General features: G+C 36.6%; 18 protein-coding genes. 6 read left to right on the forward strand and 12 right to left on the reverse strand.

Going from position 1 to position 18725, the window contains the following annotated elements:
• Window position 1: 1 nt before the first annotated feature.
• A complete protein-coding gene (locus NZD88_RS18000; RefSeq protein ID WP_169236746.1) occupies window positions 2-751 on the forward strand; it encodes a succinate dehydrogenase/fumarate reductase iron-sulfur subunit in 750 nt (249 codons plus the stop codon).
• Between the two features lie 101 nt (window positions 752-852).
• Here the strand turns inward: NZD88_RS18000 and NZD88_RS18005 are convergent, their stop codons facing one another.
• Window positions 853-1626: a cyclase family protein gene (locus NZD88_RS18005; RefSeq protein WP_259830971.1), complete on the reverse strand. Its 774-nt coding sequence runs from the start codon at window positions 1624-1626 to the stop codon at window positions 853-855.
• A 293-nt stretch (window positions 1627-1919) separates the two neighbouring features.
• The gene (locus tag NZD88_RS18010; protein WP_169236745.1) at window positions 1920-2933 is read right to left on the reverse strand and encodes a nucleoid-associated protein; all 1014 of its coding nucleotides are present in this window, start codon (window positions 2931-2933) and stop codon (window positions 1920-1922) included.
• A 620-nt stretch (window positions 2934-3553) separates the two neighbouring features.
• Here NZD88_RS18010 and NZD88_RS18015 point away from each other — a divergent pair.
• From NZD88_RS18015 to NZD88_RS18030, 4 genes are all read left to right on the forward strand, one after another.
• Complete coding sequence (locus NZD88_RS18015) at window positions 3554-3910, forward strand: DUF7674 family protein (RefSeq protein ID WP_259830972.1); 357 nt, start codon at window positions 3554-3556, stop codon at window positions 3908-3910.
• Between the two features lie 80 nt (window positions 3911-3990).
• Window positions 3991-4122, forward strand: coding sequence for a hypothetical protein (locus NZD88_RS18020; RefSeq protein ID WP_259830973.1), 132 nt, complete (start codon window positions 3991-3993; stop codon window positions 4120-4122).
• 48 nt (window positions 4123-4170) lie between these two features.
• Window positions 4171-4566: a DUF7674 family protein gene (locus NZD88_RS18025; protein ID WP_169236743.1), complete on the forward strand. Its 396-nt coding sequence runs from the start codon at window positions 4171-4173 to the stop codon at window positions 4564-4566.
• Window positions 4567-5015: 449 nt separating this feature from the next.
• Window positions 5016-5615 (forward strand): hypothetical protein, encoded by a 600-nt coding sequence (locus NZD88_RS18030; protein ID WP_259830974.1) that lies wholly within the window; start codon window positions 5016-5018, stop codon window positions 5613-5615.
• Between the two features lie 231 nt (window positions 5616-5846).
• Here NZD88_RS18030 and NZD88_RS18035 read toward each other — a convergent pair whose 3' ends face one another.
• On the reverse strand, window positions 5847-6365 hold the full coding sequence (locus NZD88_RS18035; RefSeq protein WP_259830975.1) for a thioredoxin family protein: 519 nt from the start codon (window positions 6363-6365) through the stop codon (window positions 5847-5849).
• A gap of 417 nt (window positions 6366-6782) precedes the next feature.
• On the opposite strand from NZD88_RS18035, the gene NZD88_RS18040 reads away from it, so the two are divergent.
• Window positions 6783-7133, forward strand: a complete 351-nt coding sequence (locus NZD88_RS18040) for an SH3 domain-containing protein (protein WP_259830977.1) — start codon at window positions 6783-6785, stop codon at window positions 7131-7133.
• Window positions 7134-7341: 208 nt separating this feature from the next.
• On the opposite strand, the gene NZD88_RS18045 is transcribed toward NZD88_RS18040, so the two are convergent.
• The 9 genes from NZD88_RS18045 to NZD88_RS18085 form a co-directional block, all read right to left on the reverse strand.
• Window positions 7342-7674, reverse strand: coding sequence for a hypothetical protein (locus tag NZD88_RS18045; protein ID WP_259830979.1), 333 nt, complete (start codon window positions 7672-7674; stop codon window positions 7342-7344).
• 257 nt (window positions 7675-7931) lie between these two features.
• Window positions 7932-8465, reverse strand: coding sequence for a hypothetical protein (locus NZD88_RS18050; RefSeq protein WP_259830981.1), 534 nt, complete (start codon window positions 8463-8465; stop codon window positions 7932-7934).
• Window positions 8466-8490: 25 nt separating this feature from the next.
• On the reverse strand, window positions 8491-12171 hold the full coding sequence (locus NZD88_RS18055; protein WP_259830982.1) for a DUF6923 family protein: 3681 nt from the start codon (window positions 12169-12171) through the stop codon (window positions 8491-8493).
• A 622-nt stretch (window positions 12172-12793) separates the two neighbouring features.
• A complete protein-coding gene (locus NZD88_RS18060; protein ID WP_341483027.1) occupies window positions 12794-13057 on the reverse strand; it encodes a helix-turn-helix domain-containing protein in 264 nt (87 codons plus the stop codon).
• 56 nt (window positions 13058-13113) lie between these two features.
• Window positions 13114-13545: a transposase gene (locus NZD88_RS18065; RefSeq protein WP_259830983.1), complete on the reverse strand. Its 432-nt coding sequence runs from the start codon at window positions 13543-13545 to the stop codon at window positions 13114-13116.
• A 296-nt stretch (window positions 13546-13841) separates the two neighbouring features.
• The gene (locus NZD88_RS18070; RefSeq protein ID WP_259830984.1) at window positions 13842-15293 is read right to left on the reverse strand and encodes a tetratricopeptide repeat protein; all 1452 of its coding nucleotides are present in this window, start codon (window positions 15291-15293) and stop codon (window positions 13842-13844) included.
• 85 nt (window positions 15294-15378) lie between these two features.
• Window positions 15379-16344: a hypothetical protein gene (locus NZD88_RS18075; protein WP_259830985.1), complete on the reverse strand. Its 966-nt coding sequence runs from the start codon at window positions 16342-16344 to the stop codon at window positions 15379-15381.
• Between the two features lie 177 nt (window positions 16345-16521).
• Window positions 16522-17433 carry a hypothetical protein gene (locus NZD88_RS18080; protein ID WP_259830986.1) on the reverse strand — a complete coding sequence of 304 codons (912 nt, stop codon included), beginning with the start codon at window positions 17431-17433 and terminating at the stop codon, window positions 16522-16524.
• 10 nt (window positions 17434-17443) lie between these two features.
• The gene (locus NZD88_RS18085; RefSeq protein WP_259830987.1) at window positions 17444-18364 is read right to left on the reverse strand and encodes a hypothetical protein; all 921 of its coding nucleotides are present in this window, start codon (window positions 18362-18364) and stop codon (window positions 17444-17446) included.
• Between the last annotated feature and the right edge of the window lie 361 nt (window positions 18365-18725).

An 18725-nucleotide genomic window follows, 5' to 3' on the forward strand; every position in this document is an offset into this window, starting at 1 on the left:
TATGGATTTACATCTTAAGATATGGAGACAGAAAGACAAACAAAGTGAAGGAAAACTGGTCAGTTATGATCTGAAAGAACTGAATCCCCACATGTCTTTCCTGGAAATGCTGGATACTTTAAATGAAAAACTCATTACGGAAGGCGACGAACCTGTAGAATTTGATCACGACTGCCGCGAAGGAATCTGCGGACAGTGCGGCATGATGATCAACGGAATTGCCCACGGACCTTTAAAAAATACAACGACCTGCCAGCTTCATTTAAGGTCTTTCAAAAATGGGGAAACGATTTTAATAGAGCCTTTCCGGGCAGAAGCTTTTCCTGTAAAGAAAGACCTGAAAGTCGATCGGTCGGCTTTTGACAGAATTATCTCTTCAGGCGGATTTGTTTCTGTGAATACGGGTCAGGCTCCTGATGCCACGGCAATTGCTGTGACTCATCAAACTGCAGAGGAGGCTTTTGATTCTGCCGCCTGCATCGGATGTGGCGCGTGTGTGGCTACGTGTAAAAACGGAAGTGCCGCTTTATTCACTTCTGCAAAAATCACTCATATGGTCCTTCTTCCTCAAGGTAAGGAGGAAAGAAGCAGCCGTGTCCTGAATATGGTCACCCAGATGGACCATGAACTTTTTGGACACTGCTCCAATACCGAGGCCTGTGAAGTAGAGTGCCCTCAGGGAATTTCTGTGCTGAATATTGCAAGAATGAATTATGAATATGGGAGAGCCTTATTCTTTAGGAAAAAATAGTTTTGAAAAGTATTCTTGATTATCCTTGGCATGGTTTAGAACCATGCCAAGGATCACTTCCTGCCTCCCTCTTCCAGCTTCCAACCACCAAATATTAATTTCTAAGGGTTCATAATGGCTACCACTCTGGCCGGAGCTGCAGAACCACCCACAATTTTTAGTGGAAATACACTGACTTTAAAACCTGAAGGAGGCAATGCACTGAGATTGGTAAGCTGCTCGATATGTAAGTATTCTTTTTCAATGCCTACACGATGCCCTTCCCAGAAATATTCGGGGTCATTGAGTTCTCTTGCTTTTTTAGCCATATATTTTAGCGGAAGATCCCATCCCCACTGATCGATTCCCATTACTTTTACTCCCTGATCAATCAGCCATTCTGTGGCTTCTTTACTCATTCCGGTTCCTTTTTCTACAAAATCTGTGGTTCCCATCATTGTATCACGGTCTGTTCTGATGAGGACAATATTTCCTTCCTGAATGGAAATTCCGTTTTTATCGAGATCTTTTTTCAAGTCATCAATGGTGATCGCCACAAAATCTTCTTTGTGGGTACAGTCGATGACAATACCATCGCCATAGCACCACTCCAAAGGGATTTGATCAATCGTTTTGGCAGGTTTCCCTTCCACAACAGGCCCATAATGCCAGGGAGCATCAATGTGTGTCGTCGCATGCAGACCCATATTTTTGATCGAATCATCTGCCCATCCTGTCCAGTTTTTAGGAAAAAGCCTGAATGGAAGATTTAATGCCAGACGGATCAGCCAGTACGATTTTTTATGCGATTTATGCTTGATCTTAACCCTCATGAACCAGGGATCTCCGGCATTGTACTGAATGGGTTTCGACAGATCGATAATGGTTGTTTTCATATAACAAAGGAAGGAAAAAGGGGTGAATTCCCAATACGAAAAGAGGACCAATTAAACAATTAGCCCTCTTTGATTCTTTATATTTAGAATGTCAATGGTGAATTTTGCTTCGCAAGTGAATGGTGAATTTTTAAGAGACAAGAGCCAAGATTTCAGACAATCATCTTATTAACTTCATCACTACGAACTAGCAACCAGCAACTGATAACCAGTTCAAAACTCTAAAACCCTATCACTCTATAACTCTCCGACTCTCTCACTCTCAAACCCTAACTCAGGTTATTTTTGTTTGATTACACTTCTTTTTCGAAGTAAAGTCTGTAGTATTTTCCCTTGTCATCCTCGCCCATTTCCAGCTTCTGTCTGTCGCCATGGATGTAAATATGGAAGTTTTTATCCAGTTTAATGATGCTTTTGAAATGACGTTGTGTTTTCTTTACAGCCGCTTCACTGATTGGGAATTCTTCAGCAATATTCACCTGCATATCCTGCTCGTAATCGGTTTTGAAATTCACAAAACTTTCAATCACATGTTCGTCTCCCAATACTTCTGTGGCAAACTCATCCATTTTGAATTCTTCTTTTTCTTTGAAGAAATTGATGGATTTATTTAAGAAATCTGCCTGGTCTGCTTTTGACACTTCAAATTCCTGCGGAAGTTGTTTAGTGATATAATCTTTGTACACCATCAGGGCTTCCTGCGTGTGGAAATATTCGTCATCACGCTGTTTTACTTTCAGGAAATCTTCAAACCAATAGTACATATCTCCGTTTTTGTTGTTGTCGACCACAGAAAGTACATATCCGGTCTCTTTGTTATTGTTGTAGATCAAAGCAGCCTTATCTATTTTAGACAAACCGATTCCCTGGTCTTTTTCAATATCAAAAGTTTCTTCATTAGGTGAAATTTTAAGGAAAGATTCTCTCTTTTCGGTTTTAAAGATCCCGATTTTATCTACTTTATCCGGACGGTCACTTTCTTCTTCAAAAAGCACGATAAACAATTCTCCACCCTGAACTCTAGGATTTTCAGCTGCTTCAAAAAGGTGTTTTGCAATATTTTCAGATTCCCAAAGGAATTTCGATTTGTCTTCAAAGATCTCGGATACCGAACTGTAGACCGGGTTATTGACCAAATACGTGTCGCTGTAAAAATTGAAGGTCTCTTCTGATTTAAAAGAACCTAAAAAATAATCTTCCAGCAGTTCTGCCATTCCTTCTTCCAGCTTCAACTCTTCCTGAGACAGCGTTAAAGATTCTCCGTTGATTTTATTTCCTACTCTGTGTACTATAATTTTTGAAAACATGTCCTGAATAATTTGGAGTGCAAAGATATTCATTCTATCCTTTCCATCATACAAATAAAATAGATCGCCTGATGTTTAGGAAAAAAGAAGTTGCTGATATTTTTTATCGAGCGCGGATCAGGCAGATGGTAAGGATTACGTTTCAAACGCGCATTTAAACCATTAAGATTAATGAAGGAGATGAGGAAAGTTAAGGTAAAATCAAATGATTTTTTTAAATGAACACTGTGATAAGAAATGTTTCTTTATGTTCTTAAAAACTTATTCTTCCTTAATAGTTTAAAAAAAAACGTGATCTCTTCATTTCATTCTGATAAAAACCTTATCATTTTGACAGGATTTTTTTAATCCTGGCACATCCTATAAAAAACATAAAATTCTGATTTATAAACAATTAAGCAAAATTCCTATACAAAGGAACACCATTCGCTTCATCATCTTCAAAACATACCATATGGACCTGAAGACCTTAAACCGCATTGACAAGTTAAGAAGATTAAAAAGCAGAGGGCCGGCCACTCCAAAATGGCTGAAACCCTACCATGTTATTCTCATGGCTTTTCTGACTGTTTTCGTCTTTGGAGCCCTCATTAAACTTTTAGAACAAAATCATTAATCATATGAACTATTCAGAAGCCATCCGGGAAATTACAGAAGTGATTCCTGACTTTGAAAATGAACTTACCCCAACTACACCTCAGAACTCTTACAGTGTGATTAGAAGTTTCACGGAGCGCATTAAAAGTATGGTCCGACAGAATGACAGAAATATTTTATTCAAAAGTCTTCAAAAAATGGACAAAATTTACATACACGGCGATACTGCTTTAAAAAATGCTATAGAAGGAGTTTTCATCTATTCATTGGACAATTTTACTGCTTTTTGCAGCGGAGAATACAGAAAAGTAATCTTTAGTCACATCTCCAGGGAGTTACAACAGACGTACTCGAGACAGATTTACACCCATGGCATTTAAAATTTTATTACATTTTTCATCTGTTTCATTACAAAAGCTCATTTTACATAAAATTGAAAACCACTCAAATTCAACAGGTTATGAAATCAAAAATCAGAAGAATATCCGACTGGAAAACGTGGAAAACAACGACTACTAGGCACAATACAGAGGTATTGCTTACTCACATCGCTGTGATTATAGGCGTTTTTATTTTTGCTGCCATGCTGTAAATTTTGGTACACATTTGGCTGCAATATAAATACTGAAAAATATTAGTTATGATGAAAGTACAAATGCAAGCTATTAATAAAAAGATAGCCGTTGAATACTTAAAATTTTTCTATCCACCACTCCGAAAGGAAATCACACAGTTATCTGTGCAGGAAAACTTTGCCGGCGTTATCCAGGCTACCATTAATTATTTAAAGGATATGCTGCAGGAATCGAAAATCTACATCGTAGCCCATCATATCAAACTGATGGACTGGATCTATAGAAACGGTGATTCTTATGTAAGAACTGTGATCGAAAACCTGTTTGTAAGATCTTTGGAGAGCTTTAAAAAGCATTCCAAAACCCAGCAATGGCAACTCCTTTATCAGAACATGCCAGATAATTTTCAGCTTATTTATAATGAGCAACAGAAACAGGACGAGATCTTTTTCGGTAAGTAAGAAATAATTTAATTTGTAAATAGGCTCTTCAGGCATTTTTGTCTGGGGAGTTTTTTTTTTGAGTTTTAAAAATCAAGGAATTGGTGAAGATATTTTATTTTTTAAATTTTTTATAAATTCTTTAACGAAAAGTCTAAAGATAATGTGCTTAGTTTTAAGCTGAGCAAAGAGGTGCGACTTCGCCACTGTCTAAGCTTTTGGATATTACATGCGCTTAATCGAATCAAATCTTTGATTGATTTCTTCTTAGTATTTCTTAAAATAGGCGGTGTCAAAATTAAACTTTGCGTTAAAAAAGTTGTTCAGTGCAAAGTATGCGATGAGATATCTTTTTCGGATGAATTAAAAATTCTGTATCAGTTCTTCAGTTTTATTATGCGTAGCAGATATTTTATTGAATTATATTTCACAACATGGTGTAAAATGTATACTTTTGCAAAAATTATTCAATGAAATACCTGTCGTTATTTATTCTTGCAACTCTCTTCATGATCTCATGCAGTGGAAATGAAGATTCAGTGGCTGAACATATCCAGCCTGTGGAAAAGCAAGTCTATAACTTTGAATATAAAACGTATAGTGTACAGAACATTTCAGTTTACAAAGGCCCTTCAGGCCAAAAGACTGATCCTTCAGAATCTTACCTGGGCACCTACTGGAGTACTTACCAGGAGCCGGCGTGGAAGAAAATAAGTTTAGACCTGAAAAACAATTCTTTGCAGTTGATCTCCGGAACATCAGCGGATATGACCTACGTCGTGAAGATTGAAAAAGACTCTGTATTTATCACTGAAAATAATGAGCAGAATTTGGTTGGGGTTTTTAACAGAAGTGAATCTTCTTTTACCCTTAAAAGATCGTTCCGCTACGTTAAAAAGATGCCAAGAGAAAATACCAATGCTCTGACTATTTCCCAGAAAGCTGTTTTCGGGATTACCACCTATCAGGATATTTTTGGAAAGACTGTTTTCAACAATCCATCAGAAATGACTGCAACCGGAGATGATATCGTGTGGACTAATATCGATTATCACTATAAAAACTTATAATAAATTTTGACGATGTGTACTCAGATCCTAGAAATATCCTTTCATACATTTATTTGATCTGAGAACAGCCTCCCCCAACTTATCGTTAGGGGAGTTTTTATATGATCTTATCACTATTTATAAAAGTATATTGAAGACTATCAATACTTTACAGATGCACCATCAGATTATAGAATTTTTTTGGGTTAATCTGACTAAAAACTCCCCGGATAGTGTCCGGGGAGTTTCTTTTTATTTATCCTTTTTCACAAAGACTTTCTGAATGATCAGAAGTTCTTCTTTATTCATTTTTGAACTTTTTTCCAGCTTGTCCAAAAATGTGGACACTTCGTCAGGGGTTGCGGGCGATCCTAAATTCTCACCTTTACTGTTGAAAGAATCGGCAAGCACCTCTCCTTTTGGATTTAATACCAGCCAGAAAGGAAGTCCGGCATTTTCGCCTTTGTATTTATTCATCAGTTCCTGTCCGCCGGGGTTTTCAAGTTTTTTCTTTTCTCCTCTTTCCTGAACATCGATGTAGGTGGTTACGAATTTCTTGTCGAAAATGGGTTTGGTTTCAGGGAGGTTCATATTTTTTTCCATCAGCTTGCACCATCCGCACCATGAAGCATGGAATACCAGCAGAACGTTTTTCTTCTGGGCTTTAGCTTCTGTGAGGGCTTTATTCAATTCTACATCTGCTTTTTCCTGTGCAGCATTCAGCTGAAACACAAATAAGGAGGCTATAAGGATGACTTTAAAAAATTTCATTTAAATTTTGTTTTGGGTTTACTCATACGAATTTAGCTATTTTTCTTGTGATATCTTTTACTTATCCTACAATGTCTTACTCCCTTAGCGTCCATAAAAAATATAAATCTCATGTTATTCTATCCTTAATTTATGAAGAAAAATGTATATTTGAATAATAACTCATCATTTGTTGAATAAAAATAAATTCAATGGCATATTGTTATCATTGTGGTCGTTCGGGGGCTTACCATCGCAGGAATGTTGTCACGGGCCGCTCATCATCCAGACATACAGACGTAACTTATACAGGTCCAAGATTCCTTTGCAATGACTGCGTATTGGACATGGAAAAGGAAGCACTGAAAAGCAGGATTGTAAGCAAATATATGATCATCCTCTTTTTAGTTGGATTAATTTATTTTTTTTTAAGGTAAAATGGCAGATTGGGAAAGTTTAAAATCACTCAGGACTCATTTAAAAATATTGAACTGGGTTATCACAGGTCTTATCCTTGTTCTACTTATCGTAGCATTTCGCTTTTTTGATAGTAATCCAGTGAAGGACAGTCTATTTGTATCGGCAAAAATAATAGCTAAAAGTGGAGCTTCAATTAGAGATATGCCTTCCAAAAATGGGAAGGTTCTAATCATTGCACCTCTACATTCAAAAATAGAGATCATTCAGCGAAAAGTACAAAATGATAGGATTGATCATAGAAAAGGTAGTTGGGTGAAAGTTCGGTACCAAAAGAAAACAGGATACGTTTGGGAGTATCTGATTGATTAAATTGCACTTACTATTCGCTTTTATAATACAAAGTTTTTATGATCAATACCTTTGCATTATTTTTTTTCTAAATACACAAAAGATCAGGAATTGTCTATCTTATAACCTTACTATTTTTCAAACGAAGCCGAATTAATTAAGAAATATAAAAACATTAAAAAAACGACTTCAACAATAGAAGCCGTTTTTTTATATTTTTCCAGAAAAATTATTTTTTTAGATCTGCTTTCACATCTTTATAACCATCTGCAACTGCATCTGCACCTTTTACAGCGGTCTTTTTAACACTTTTCGCACCTTTGGTTGCTGTTTTACCAACCCATCTCGTGCTATTTTTAACCCCTTTTTTTGTAGCTGTTGCTCCTTTTTGAGCTTTGTCTCCAACCCATTCTGCACCATTTTTAACTCCTTTTTCTGTTGCTTTTGCCCCTTTTTCAATGGCAGTGCCTACATTTTTTGCTTCTTGTTTTACCGTTTCCTGGGCATTAACAGCGGTTGCAAATAAACCGAACACTAATAAGGTCAATACATTCTTTTTCATATTGTCGTTTTTTTAAAAATTAATTTGATAAATATAACATAAAACAAGCCAAACCTATAGATTAATGAAAATAATTGAATCAAATTAAAAAAAACCAATAACTGTCGTTTTTCGTCCCTGCTTTCTTTATGCTTGTACCAGGCAGCCGAACCATTACCATTAATAAAAAAAACGCAGTAAACAAAGTTTACTGCGGTTCTATATTCAAACGTAAGTGTTCCGTTACTTACAATTTTTTACTTTTTGCTAATACTATCTTATTGTTTCCAGAAGGTCCAGGCATTGCCGTTAAAAACAGCTAACTGTTTATTAAAAGTATCATACACCATCATTCCCGGGGCAGGGTTGATGATATTAAGATGCGGACTGGCAACTTTCGGCAGTATCATCGCTTTATTGGTATCTTCCAAAACCAAAATGCCTGGAGTAGGGGTTGGAGTACCTATGGATGTTTTAGCAGCTGTATTTTCTGTTGCCGTATTTTGGATAGTCACACCATCCACACTCGTCAATGGATCAACAGTAGTTCCTGAAGTGTCCACTGAGAGGTCTTTCCAGCCTGCAGTATACTTAATCTTGACTTTTTTATCAGTAAGATCATAAACCATGGTTCCATTCACAACTGCTGTTACGGCTGCTGTTGAAGTTACCCAAGGTAGTACTATTCCCCGGTTGGCAGTTCCAAAATCCAGAGAAGCGGACGGAGACGAAACGGATGTCTTTCCTATTGCAACCTGTGAAAAAAGAATTCCACAGAACAAAGTCAATATGATTACGAAAATATTTTTCATCTTGAATATATTAAAAGTAAGTTAATTAATTAGTCGGGCAAGTTTGGGTATTAAAGCAGGCCCATCCGGTAGCAGTTCCATTGGTGTTAATCTGTAAACAGTCCAGGGTAATATTATAGACCATCATTCCTTCTATCAGACTAGCAGCCGGAATGGCAGCAATCTGTGCAGAGGTCAGTCTATTAGGCACAAAGCCTTTCGTTTTAGCTTCCAGAACAGTCCATGCCCCTTTTCTTACCATCGGCCAGTTATTACCAGCTATACCGGCTCTTCCCAGAGAAGTAATGCCCTGAGGAGTATCCAAAACAGTTCCCGCGGTTACTGCAGGCTTGTAGCACACTGCCTGAGTGTCGGTATCTGTTGCTGTATTATTGGTATTATTGACTTCAGTTATATTAGAAGGAGGAGTAATGGTTACTGTATTAACAAGGTTCCCTGAATAAGCAAAAGGTATATTCACCACAACTGTGTACGTTACAGTTCCTCCAACAGGGAGACTTACCAGATCATTAATTGCTCCGGATTGCGTTCCGGATACGGATGTGGTAGCTCCACCAGCCACAACTGCAGTATAACTCACATTCGCAGGTGGAATTCCTGCAGGAACAGGATCTGAAACAGTAGCTCCTAAAACTCCAAACGGACCACTGTTACTCACCGTTACTGTATATGTAGTGGTAGTACCAGGAGCATATGTTGTAACTCCGTCTGTTTTAGTTACAGCAAGATCAGCACTAAACACGATAGGTGTATTCACACAATGTGCACCATCATTTCCTGAACTTGGAGGTGCGTTTGAAATTAGAACTCTCTGTCCTGTGGTAAGGTTAAACTGATAAAAACCTCCTACGTTATCAACGCCATACATTTCACCCGTGCTGGATGCGAACATGGCTCCAATATTTGCGGCTCCCGGTGTAATTCCTATTGGAGTCACAAGTCCTGTAGTCGTATTAACGGATACCAACTGTCCGTTTGTTGAGTTAACACCATATAACAGTCCCGTAGTTATACTATAGGCCATATCCGGTAAATTAACACTTGCTGAAAGTGTAATTAATGTAGCGGTTAACGTTGTAAGGTTTATTCTGTAAATCTGATTATTAGTGGTGTTCAATTTCACATAATAGTTCCCCAGATTATCTATTTCACCGGAGTTGTATATAACTGCTCCAGGTAAACCTGTTACTGCTCCCAATGTATTATAGGTACCGTTGGCATTGATACGAATAATCGTATTAGAGGTGGTAAGCATTCCGTACATGAAACCATCAAGAGGATTAATCCCTATCGCATTATAATTGGTAGCAGCAGGTGTCCCGATTTGTGTGTATGTAAAAGGATTAGTAGAAGTATCTACATTATATAAAGTATTTAATTGAGAAAGGTACATATTACCAGTACATCCGAATCCCGTTAAACACTGAGTATCCTGAATCGCAGAATTAGCTGAAGTTCCTACTCCCTGTCCCTGATCCGCTCCTACATCTGCAGCTCCACCAGAGTTTACGATTACCGGAACCCCCTGGGCATCCACAGCTCCTGCAATACTTCCATTTGGATTTAACTGTGCAACAAGTACATTTTCATCTCCTTCAAGGGCATCATAACAGCCATCTCCGTCTGAATCCAGATCCAGATAATCCGGAGTTCCGTCTCCATCGGTATCTCTATGGTTACAGAAAGTAACTGTATTCTGTGAAATAGTGATCAATCCTCTGTTTCCTGCATTTGTTGCTCCTGAACCAGCAGTACTGGTAAATGCTGTATAATTCCAGGTATAAGCATTGCCATAGCTAACCCCAAAAGGTAATGTCGATGGCGCACCTCCAGAATTAGTAGTATTCTGAAACTGCAGCCTCGAATAGTATCCACTTCCTAAGACCGCTCCAGAATTAGCGGCATTAAAAACTGAAAATAAATTAAGTGCAGTATTGCTGCTATATGAAGAAGTTCCCGTTACTGTCGGTAAATTTCCTATGGTAGTGGTGAAATTTCCTAACTGGGTAATCCTATTAGTACTTAGAAAATATCTCAACCAGGAATCTGGTGTATTGGGTGATGCACCACTCTGATCTTCGTTGGTTGTATTATTAGTTGGTAAACCCGTATACAGAGAAGTCGTGTTGGGAAGTATCCTGAACTCAGTAGCGGAAGTATCGAATACGCTCCAGGTATGGTTTTGTGCATTGACTGTATTCGTAAAATCCGAATAGGAGAAAGGTACATTAAAACTGGCTCCCAATGATGGGACCGCAGTACCTGATGTTAATGTATATACCAGATTAAAGCTTCCGCCATTAATCCCTATTGTAGCTCCTGCCAGAGTGCTGGCCATATTTAAAGTATATACACTTTGAGAGGTACAAAAGCCTTCCACTGTATCTAAAATACCATCATTATCATCGTCCAGATCGATGGTATTATCGATTCCATCACCATCTGTATCGGTAATCACCGGCGTTGGTGTTACACTGGCCGTATTATTGGTGGCATCAGGATCAGGGAGGTCTCCTGAAATAGTAGCCGTGTTCACATAGCTACCTGTGCTTTTTACAGTCGCATTAACTTCTAAAGTAGCACTTGCACCGGCACTTAAATTCCCTATAGTCCAGACTCCCGTTCCACTGTTATAAGTACCTGTGGAAGGTGTAGAACTTACATAAGTATATCCGGCGGGAAGGAGATCATTTACGATCACATTGGTGTTATTGGATGCTCCTAAGTTACTTGCGGTAACCGTAAAACTTACATTGCTTCCCGCAGCAGGAGTTGCGTTATTAACTGTTTTTGTAATTCCTAAGTTCGATTCCAAAGCAGTTACTCCTAACATATAGCCCTCTCCTGCTGTATTTGTTGTCCCGTGCCAGTTAGTACCCGTATTGCTAGCTGAACCGCGTGTAAATACTCTCAGGGTTATTGAAGTTATACCTGTACCTGATACCAGTACGGTTCCTCTTGAAGCATTTGCCGCTGCACCATCAGGAGTTGTGGCCGAATTTAAAATCTGAGTAGAATTGACATTCAAAAGTGCCGTACCCGAAACTTTAGAAAAAGATACCGGTACATTGGAAGATACATAATCAAATTCTGCAGTATAAGACTGCCCGTTGGATGTTCCTCCCAATGCATTAACCTGTAAATACGGATTATTAACAGGTCTGCTGAAGGTTAGGGTTAAATCTGCCATTTGCCATCGTTGGTTCGTAGCTCTTCCAGCAGCTGTTAGTGGCTGAACGTTAGTGGAAAAATTGATAGCTCTGTTTGTTGTAATATCAATCCCAGTCCCTACCGGTGCATCACTGCTCGTAAAAGGTGTATTGACAGTAGTACTTCCGAAAGCATTCATTAAGGTCAGAATAGGTTCTCCCGGGTACCCCATAAATACAACGCCATTATAGCCCGTAAAATTGGCTTGCGTATACTGTTGATTACTTAGAGTATAGGTTACATTCAGGGCAGTAGGGTTTGCATAAGTAGCATAAGTACTACCTGTAGGGTTATCCGTATTGTTCCGGAGCCTGATAACAGTAGTGCCTACAACGTTTGTTACATTGGCAGTAGGATTACCATCACCAGCAGTCATCTCTAAGGAAGGAGATTGGGCTTTTGACCAAACTGTGGACAATAAAGCCACCAATAAAAAAAGTTTGATCTTAACACCTTCCTTATCATAGTTTAATTTAGATAATAAGTTTTTAGTCATTTTCATATTTTATAATCCTAAAATTAGCAAATATTTATCTATCACACTATAAAATATTCAATATATTTTCAATTTAACTTATTATGTAACAACCAATAAATAAAAATATTTAATGTTTACATATTTACATTATTTATTATTTAAACCAAAATGAGTCTATGATAGCAAAACCTTAAGATTATATATTCAAATTTTCAAATGTCAGTCGAGAGCAAAATATTTGCATGGTATTTTAGTGAGACTGACTATTTGGAAGAATGAATTAAATAGCAGTTTTCGGTGTAATTTTTATCATTGTCATAAAACATATCTGAGATAAGTTAAATAGTAAAACTTAGGCAATTACTTCAAATATTTTCACTGATTTTAATTTTATTTTTTTTACTGACAGTAATAAAAACATCAATCCTATTGACGTGTAATAGCTACAATTTACAAAAAACACATTGTTCTTTGAATAATCATTATGCCCCCTCTTTTTATTGCATAATCAACCTACTCCATTTTTCTTCCAAAAATAAAAATGTAATCCCCACCTTAGATCTCACATCCCTATTTCATTCTGCAAATCATTTTTTTCATTGATATCATAATATATAATCACTCTCTATTTTCTAAATTATTATTTTTTGTCAATAAATAATTTTTTCCATCTTGTAACCGTATTTCTGCTTAATTTGAAATACTTTGCTAATTCAGTATTATTACATTTGTTTTTGCTCTGATAATCCAATATTTGTTTAATCGCTGTTTCATTATATGCGCGGTGTCTCTGATTGAATTTCTCCGTATCAAGTTCTGAATTGCCAAAAATCTTTTTGTTTAGTTCTAAGATATCCAGTACAGATAAATTTTCTTTCTGAAGTATGTTTTTACATTGATCCATCTTCTCCGGAAATTTTTTATGTATGATATCCGAGTAAATTTTTATGTAATTCGGTTTTATATTTTGTATTTGTTTATCCAATTGTCAAGTGTTGTTTTAGGGATTCTGTATTCAACGATAATTTGTGATTTGGTTTTTTCACCGGAAGTAATCATTTCAAGAATAAAGAGAACGACTTCTTTTGTATAAATGTTCTTCCGAAACACAGGAAGTAAGGATGGCTTCTTTCCTTTAACTCCATTTTGATTCAAACTGTTGTTTGATGGAGCATAAAGCAACAAATGCTGAGAATAAATTCTAAAAAAATCGTATTCCAAAAGTTTGCTCCATCGCAATAAAATTTCTGTACTCAAATCTTTTGACTTGTACATTTCCGTTATTTCACTTTCTGTACAATTAAGAAACTTGCCGATTCGCGTAACTTCTATTTCTTTTTCTGAAACTCGTTTTTCTATCAATTGCCCAATATGGATTTCCTTGAAATTCATTTTTAGTATTTTATAAAATTATTTTAATTATAGCGATACCTCTTAGAGCGCCATTCCTTTATTTAGTTAATTAACTGATATTGAACAAAGTACAATTCCCAGATGTGGCAGATATATAAATCACATCGCCATGGCTAAGCACTACAGAAAGTATTGTATGCGTTGAAAAGTTATTTCCACCACCACTAGGATATATAATTCCGCTAGCCGTTTGATTTTGTCTTTAGAATTTGAATATTAGGACTCATCGATAATCAATGATTAAATTCAAATACACTCCTTATCAATTAGCGTTATTACATATTTCTTATCCAGACATTAAAATCTACATCACCAGAAAGATTTAACTTTTTCCGTAACCTGTATTTTTTCGATTCAACAGTCCTTAATGAAATGTGATCATACTCTGCTATTTCTTTATTAGAAAAATTTAACTTTATAAAAGCACATAGCTTGATATCATTTAAAGTAAGATTCTGGTATTTTGAAGTAAGATTATTATAAAATTCAGGATATACTTCCTTAAAGAGGATGATAAATTCAGGACTGTAATTCTTTGCCAGTCTAATTACTTCATAAAATTTTTTATCATTAAGTTTCCCCGTAAGTTCCTCTGTAAGTACTTGTTTTTCTTCAATCGTCTGTTCTTTCTTTTCAAGCAGTAGCTTTTGTCTTTTACTTTTGAAATAAAAAAAAGAAATAATTAAAAAAGAAAATATCAGAATTAAAGTATTCAGATACTTAGAGTCAAGCAAACTGTTTGTGATTTCTTTGTCTTTTTTTTCTACAATCTGAGCGAGTACGGCTTCCACTGCCTGCTTGTTGTGAAGATCAATAGAATCACTTATACTCTGATATTTATACAGATATTCGTTAGCCTTTGCTATATCCAATTTATTTTCAGTATAATAATTACCCAGAACTTTATAAAGATGTTTTTCCCCGTCTCCATCTCCAATGGCAATAGCATTTTGTAACGCCTTTTCATAATATTCAATCGCTTTCTTTTTATTCCCGTTCTTATCCATAAGTTTCCCCAATACCTCCAAGGCATCATGCTGATATGAAACATGATACTTTTTTAGAAGTCGAAAAGCCTTTTGAAGATAAAATTCTGCTCTGGGCAAATCATTAGCAGCAATATATTCATCAGCTTTTTGAGTATAAGTAGTATACAACATGTGGTACACTTCTTTTTCATTCATTTTTTTTAAAATACTCTCCTGACTTTTTAGGTGCTTCCAAAGTGAGTCTCTTTTATTCTGCAATTCAAAAATCTGACTTAAGTTTTGATGCGCCCAGACAAGGGAAAAGTTTCTTTTGAGACTGTCCTTTATTTTATAGGAATACTGGATCTGCTTATGAAATTCTTTACCAGCGAGCGTATACATTTTAAGATTTCCGTATGCTCTTCCCCTCAGACGGCAGACTTCTGTTTTGAAATTAACTGCCGTATCAACAAAAGGTTCCTTTTCTGCCTTTTCTAAATAATAAAGACCTTCATTATAAGCTCCAACTTCAAGTAAAACTTTAGCGATATAAATACAGCTAGCCGCTTTTCCTTTTGAATAATTATTTTTTTCAGAAATCTTGAGGGCATGGTTTGCTTTTTTCAGGGATTCATTAAACTTTATTTCATTAAAGTTTTTCAGGGAATTTTCAAGTATTAAGTCTATTTGTTTCTCATTATTTGCTTGTGCATGGAAAAATGATGTAATTATAAAAACAATACATATATACAACTTCATATTTTATAAGAATAAAAGTATTATTGGTTATCTCTTCTCAATATTTTTCAACCTGAAATCTAATCCCAGGTGGAAAAAAGATTCATTAAGGTACAGACAGCTGCTGCATTGAAAAGTTCCTATTTTCTATCAGTGAATTTGGTACTGCAATCCGAACACTTGTGGTCGGAGAATCTCCCGCGCCATAGTTCATTGTTAAATAAACACGGTCTCCCGCATTCAAGTGGACGATGCAATTAACATTAATCGGTGTATTACCTAACTGAGCGATAACATCCATAATGTTTCCTCTGTTTCCACCTATTATATTAGAGATGGCCGTACCATTTTTGGTGATATTGAGGTTAATCCCGGTCCACTGGGAAGTACCGGATAAGGCTCCCCCGCTACCGAAATAGGCATAGCCTTCTATTTTATAAACCCCTGATTCCAATATTTGCCAGTAATCCCCTGCGTCATTCCATGTTACTGATCCTCCCTGATTGACAATCATATCACCTACTGCAAAAGGAACAATCTGGGGGACACTGTTATTAAAGTTTGTGAAGGCAGTTCCAGTGTAGGTTACCAGGTCAGTAGCTCCAAGTGCTGCAATAGTGGATGTAGTTTTATCAATAAAGGTGGACAATTCCCAGGTTGTTCCAGAAACAGTACCTCTGCTAATCAGCATAGCGTACCCAGCTGGATTGAGTTTAAAATTGGCCACTCCAGAACCTGTCTGGTTATCAATAAGCTCTGTCCCGTTGGCTGCGACAGTAAGCTGTGTACTGCCCGTATTTTTGATGTAATAGACCCTTCCCTGTATATTTCCGGCTGCCGGTGCAGCGGCAGTGGCAGCAGGCAAAGTAAATGTAGCGGCTGTACTCCCGTTAAATGCCATATAATAATCGCTAGCTCCTAATATCGTCGATGCAGAAGACAATTTATACTGTCCGGCAAAAGATCCATTGACAGTAAGTGTACTTCTTGGTATGGCAGTGTTTATTCCAACCTGCGCATGCAATAATGCAGTACATACGAATGAACTTAAGTAAAGTAATGATTTTTTCATTTTTTTGAATTTTTGTGTGTTTTTAGAAATGTAAATGCCTGAATTTGAAAATTAATCTTGAGCTGTTTTTGAAACTCCTGGATCTTATACTCTTCCTGGGGAAAAGAGTGGCAGGAATTTTCAAGGAATATTTTTTTTCATTTTGTTTTTAGAATCTTCTTAAGGTATTTGCCTATTTTAAAGCTTGGTCACAATTAAGTAACCATAATTATCACTTCCATTGGGTTGATTCATAATACATGACTGGGTACTGTAGCTGTCTCCTCCTGCATAGTTAACAAATAAGGCCACTTTTTCATTCGCAGCAGTACTTTGATAAGCAACAATAAGTTTTTGTGGATTAGCATACCCATAGCTACTAGTATGAATTCCTCCCGACAAATTTCTTCGGGCTATCGAATAATCCCTGGAAATTGTATTAGTAGAATAAACAGAACTTCCGCTGCCGGCTGTCGCAAATAGTGTATTTATAGCAATTTGCCCGGTATTGGAAGATGTTGTTGGAAGTCCGGTACAAAGTGCCGTCTGATACATCTCAAAAAGATAAACACCCGGTTCAGGGATTGTTAAATAGCTGATATTGCTTACAGACTGTGCATTGACAGTTCCAGAAGTATCTGTTCCGAATCCAAAACCAGCTGTATTGCCCTGGACATCTGCTCCGGCAGGAAAAGGTATATTGGTGTAAACATTTGTATTGTAAAGCGAAAAGTTACCGAAGGACGAGCTTCGTTTAAAATAAAAATACTGGGTTGATGTAGGCTTAACTTTAGCCGCCCCGGCAGCATCAACGGCCAACGGGCTGTAAGGAGATGACAAAACAGGTAAATTTTCGTGCTTTATATCTGTCTTTACATGTAATAAATCAGTAGGTGAAGAAGTTCCTATATTAATACCTGTATTTCCGTTATTGTGAATTTTGAATAATTCCGAATTATCTGAATCATTAACCTCTAAAGCTTTAGTAACCACCGTATTTCCATTTGAAACAATATCTAAAGCTGCTGAAGGATTACCTGTATTAATCCCCATCTGTCCCCACATCTCAGTACAAACCGAAATGAGAGTTATAAAAAATATCTTTTTCATCATTGGTGAATCATAATTTAGAAATATTCATTGTTATCTTATTGGATAAACCGGGTGGGGTTGCAAAAGAGCAAACATTTGAAGTAAAAGTATCTCCAAAGCCGTAGTTTACAAAAAGTGCTATTTTTTCGTTTGCAGACGTTGTTTCAAATACTAAGAAAACAGTGTGGGGAAGTGCAAAGTTGTAAGGGCCAGCAATTACAGCACCGGTGTCATTTCTTCTGGGTAAACCATTATAACGTATTACAGCCTGCCTGCTGTAACTGGTACTTGCAGAGTTTGCCTTGAATAAAGCTGTTCCTATTCCCAGCATGTTATTTGATGAGTCTGCGGGACTTCCGGTACAGGAAGTATAATAACTTAGATTTATTTTGTAAATACCAGGATCCGGAAATGAGATATACCTTACATTTGAGGATGAAATGGCAGTACTGTTCACATTTAAAGTAGCTGAAGCATCAGTACCAAATCCTGCAGTGATGGTATTAGTAACGGATTGGGCAGAAGTAAGTGGAATATTGGTATAAACCCCCGTATCTGAAAGTGTAAAATTAGACGTTGTAACGGATGATGCCATCTCCATATAAAGATATTTGGTTGGCTCCGGAACATATGTTCCAACTGTTCCATCACTCTTTATAGCCAGAGGTGATAAACTTCCGGAAACAATGGGAAGGTTTTCATACCTGATACTTCCATTGGTATGCAGTTTTGCTGTGGGATTAGTAACATTGACTCCGACATTTCCGTTGTCAAGAACAGTAAAAATTTCTGTTCCGCTGAAGTTGCTTACTTCAAGTGCTTTGGTTGCATTTGTGTTTCCTTTAGATTTAATATCTAAAGTGGCTGTGGGATTAATTTCATTAATACCAACTTGCGCAAGTACAAATCCTGACATCAGTACACTTGCAAAAAATACTATTTTTTTCATTCTATGCTGTTAAGGTTAGTAAAATAAGGGATGACATTGTAGAAAATGAACCAGTATAGATCTAAATCCAGTCTGTTAAAATATTTTTTAACAGAACAATACTGAAGACAGAAAACCCACCTTGGTTCAAATGATAAATGACCGGGATACAGTAAAATGTTTTTTTTTCATCGCGTTAAATAATCAGATAGTGTTTATTAAATTTTATAACAAATAGCTGTTCTGAATGAACATAAATAGAATGCTGTTTGATTAAAATTTTCGTGACAAATCTATAGTAATGATTTAAAAAAGTTTATACTGCATTTACACTGCAATATTTAACAATCTGATTATAAGTATTTTAAATTAACGCTCTCTT

The organism is Chryseobacterium pyrolae (assembly GCF_025153485.1).
GTDB lineage: Bacteria > Bacteroidota > Bacteroidia > Flavobacteriales > Weeksellaceae > Chryseobacterium > Chryseobacterium antibioticum.

What these genes read in the sequence shown, in the direction of transcription:
- NZD88_RS18005 (WP_259830971.1), bottom strand. Translation starts at nt 1,626, where the DNA reads ATGAAAACAACCATTATCGATCTGTCGAAACCCATTCAGTACAATGCC.
- NZD88_RS18040 (WP_259830977.1), top strand. Translation starts at nt 6,783, where the DNA reads ATGGCAGATTGGGAAAGTTTAAAATCACTCAGGACTCATTTAAAAATA.
- NZD88_RS18045 (WP_259830979.1), bottom strand. Translation starts at nt 7,674, where the DNA reads ATGAAAAAGAATGTATTGACCTTATTAGTGTTCGGTTTATTTGCAACC.
- NZD88_RS18015 (WP_259830972.1), top strand. Translation starts at nt 3,554, where the DNA reads ATGAACTATTCAGAAGCCATCCGGGAAATTACAGAAGTGATTCCTGAC.
- NZD88_RS18000 (WP_169236746.1), top strand. Translation starts at nt 2, where the DNA reads ATGGATTTACATCTTAAGATATGGAGACAGAAAGACAAACAAAGTGAA.
- NZD88_RS18020 (WP_259830973.1), top strand. Translation starts at nt 3,991, where the DNA reads ATGAAATCAAAAATCAGAAGAATATCCGACTGGAAAACGTGGAAAACA.
- NZD88_RS18055 (WP_259830982.1), bottom strand. Translation starts at nt 12,171, where the DNA reads ATGACTAAAAACTTATTATCTAAATTAAACTATGATAAGGAAGGTGTT.
- NZD88_RS18050 (WP_259830981.1), bottom strand. Translation starts at nt 8,465, where the DNA reads ATGAAAAATATTTTCGTAATCATATTGACTTTGTTCTGTGGAATTCTT.
- NZD88_RS18065 (WP_259830983.1), bottom strand. Translation starts at nt 13,545, where the DNA reads ATGAATTTCAAGGAAATCCATATTGGGCAATTGATAGAAAAACGAGTT.
- NZD88_RS18035 (WP_259830975.1), bottom strand. Translation starts at nt 6,365, where the DNA reads ATGAAATTTTTTAAAGTCATCCTTATAGCCTCCTTATTTGTGTTTCAG.
- NZD88_RS18085 (WP_259830987.1), bottom strand. Translation starts at nt 18,364, where the DNA reads ATGAAAAAAATAGTATTTTTTGCAAGTGTACTGATGTCAGGATTTGTA.
- NZD88_RS18070 (WP_259830984.1), bottom strand. Translation starts at nt 15,293, where the DNA reads ATGAAGTTGTATATATGTATTGTTTTTATAATTACATCATTTTTCCAT.
- NZD88_RS18075 (WP_259830985.1), bottom strand. Translation starts at nt 16,344, where the DNA reads ATGAAAAAATCATTACTTTACTTAAGTTCATTCGTATGTACTGCATTA.
- NZD88_RS18025 (WP_169236743.1), top strand. Translation starts at nt 4,171, where the DNA reads ATGATGAAAGTACAAATGCAAGCTATTAATAAAAAGATAGCCGTTGAA.
- NZD88_RS18060 (WP_341483027.1), bottom strand. Translation starts at nt 13,057, where the DNA reads ATGGATCAATGTAAAAACATACTTCAGAAAGAAAATTTATCTGTACTG.
- NZD88_RS18030 (WP_259830974.1), top strand. Translation starts at nt 5,016, where the DNA reads ATGAAATACCTGTCGTTATTTATTCTTGCAACTCTCTTCATGATCTCA.
- NZD88_RS18010 (WP_169236745.1), bottom strand. Translation starts at nt 2,933, where the DNA reads ATGTTTTCAAAAATTATAGTACACAGAGTAGGAAATAAAATCAACGGA.
- NZD88_RS18080 (WP_259830986.1), bottom strand. Translation starts at nt 17,433, where the DNA reads ATGAAAAAGATATTTTTTATAACTCTCATTTCGGTTTGTACTGAGATG.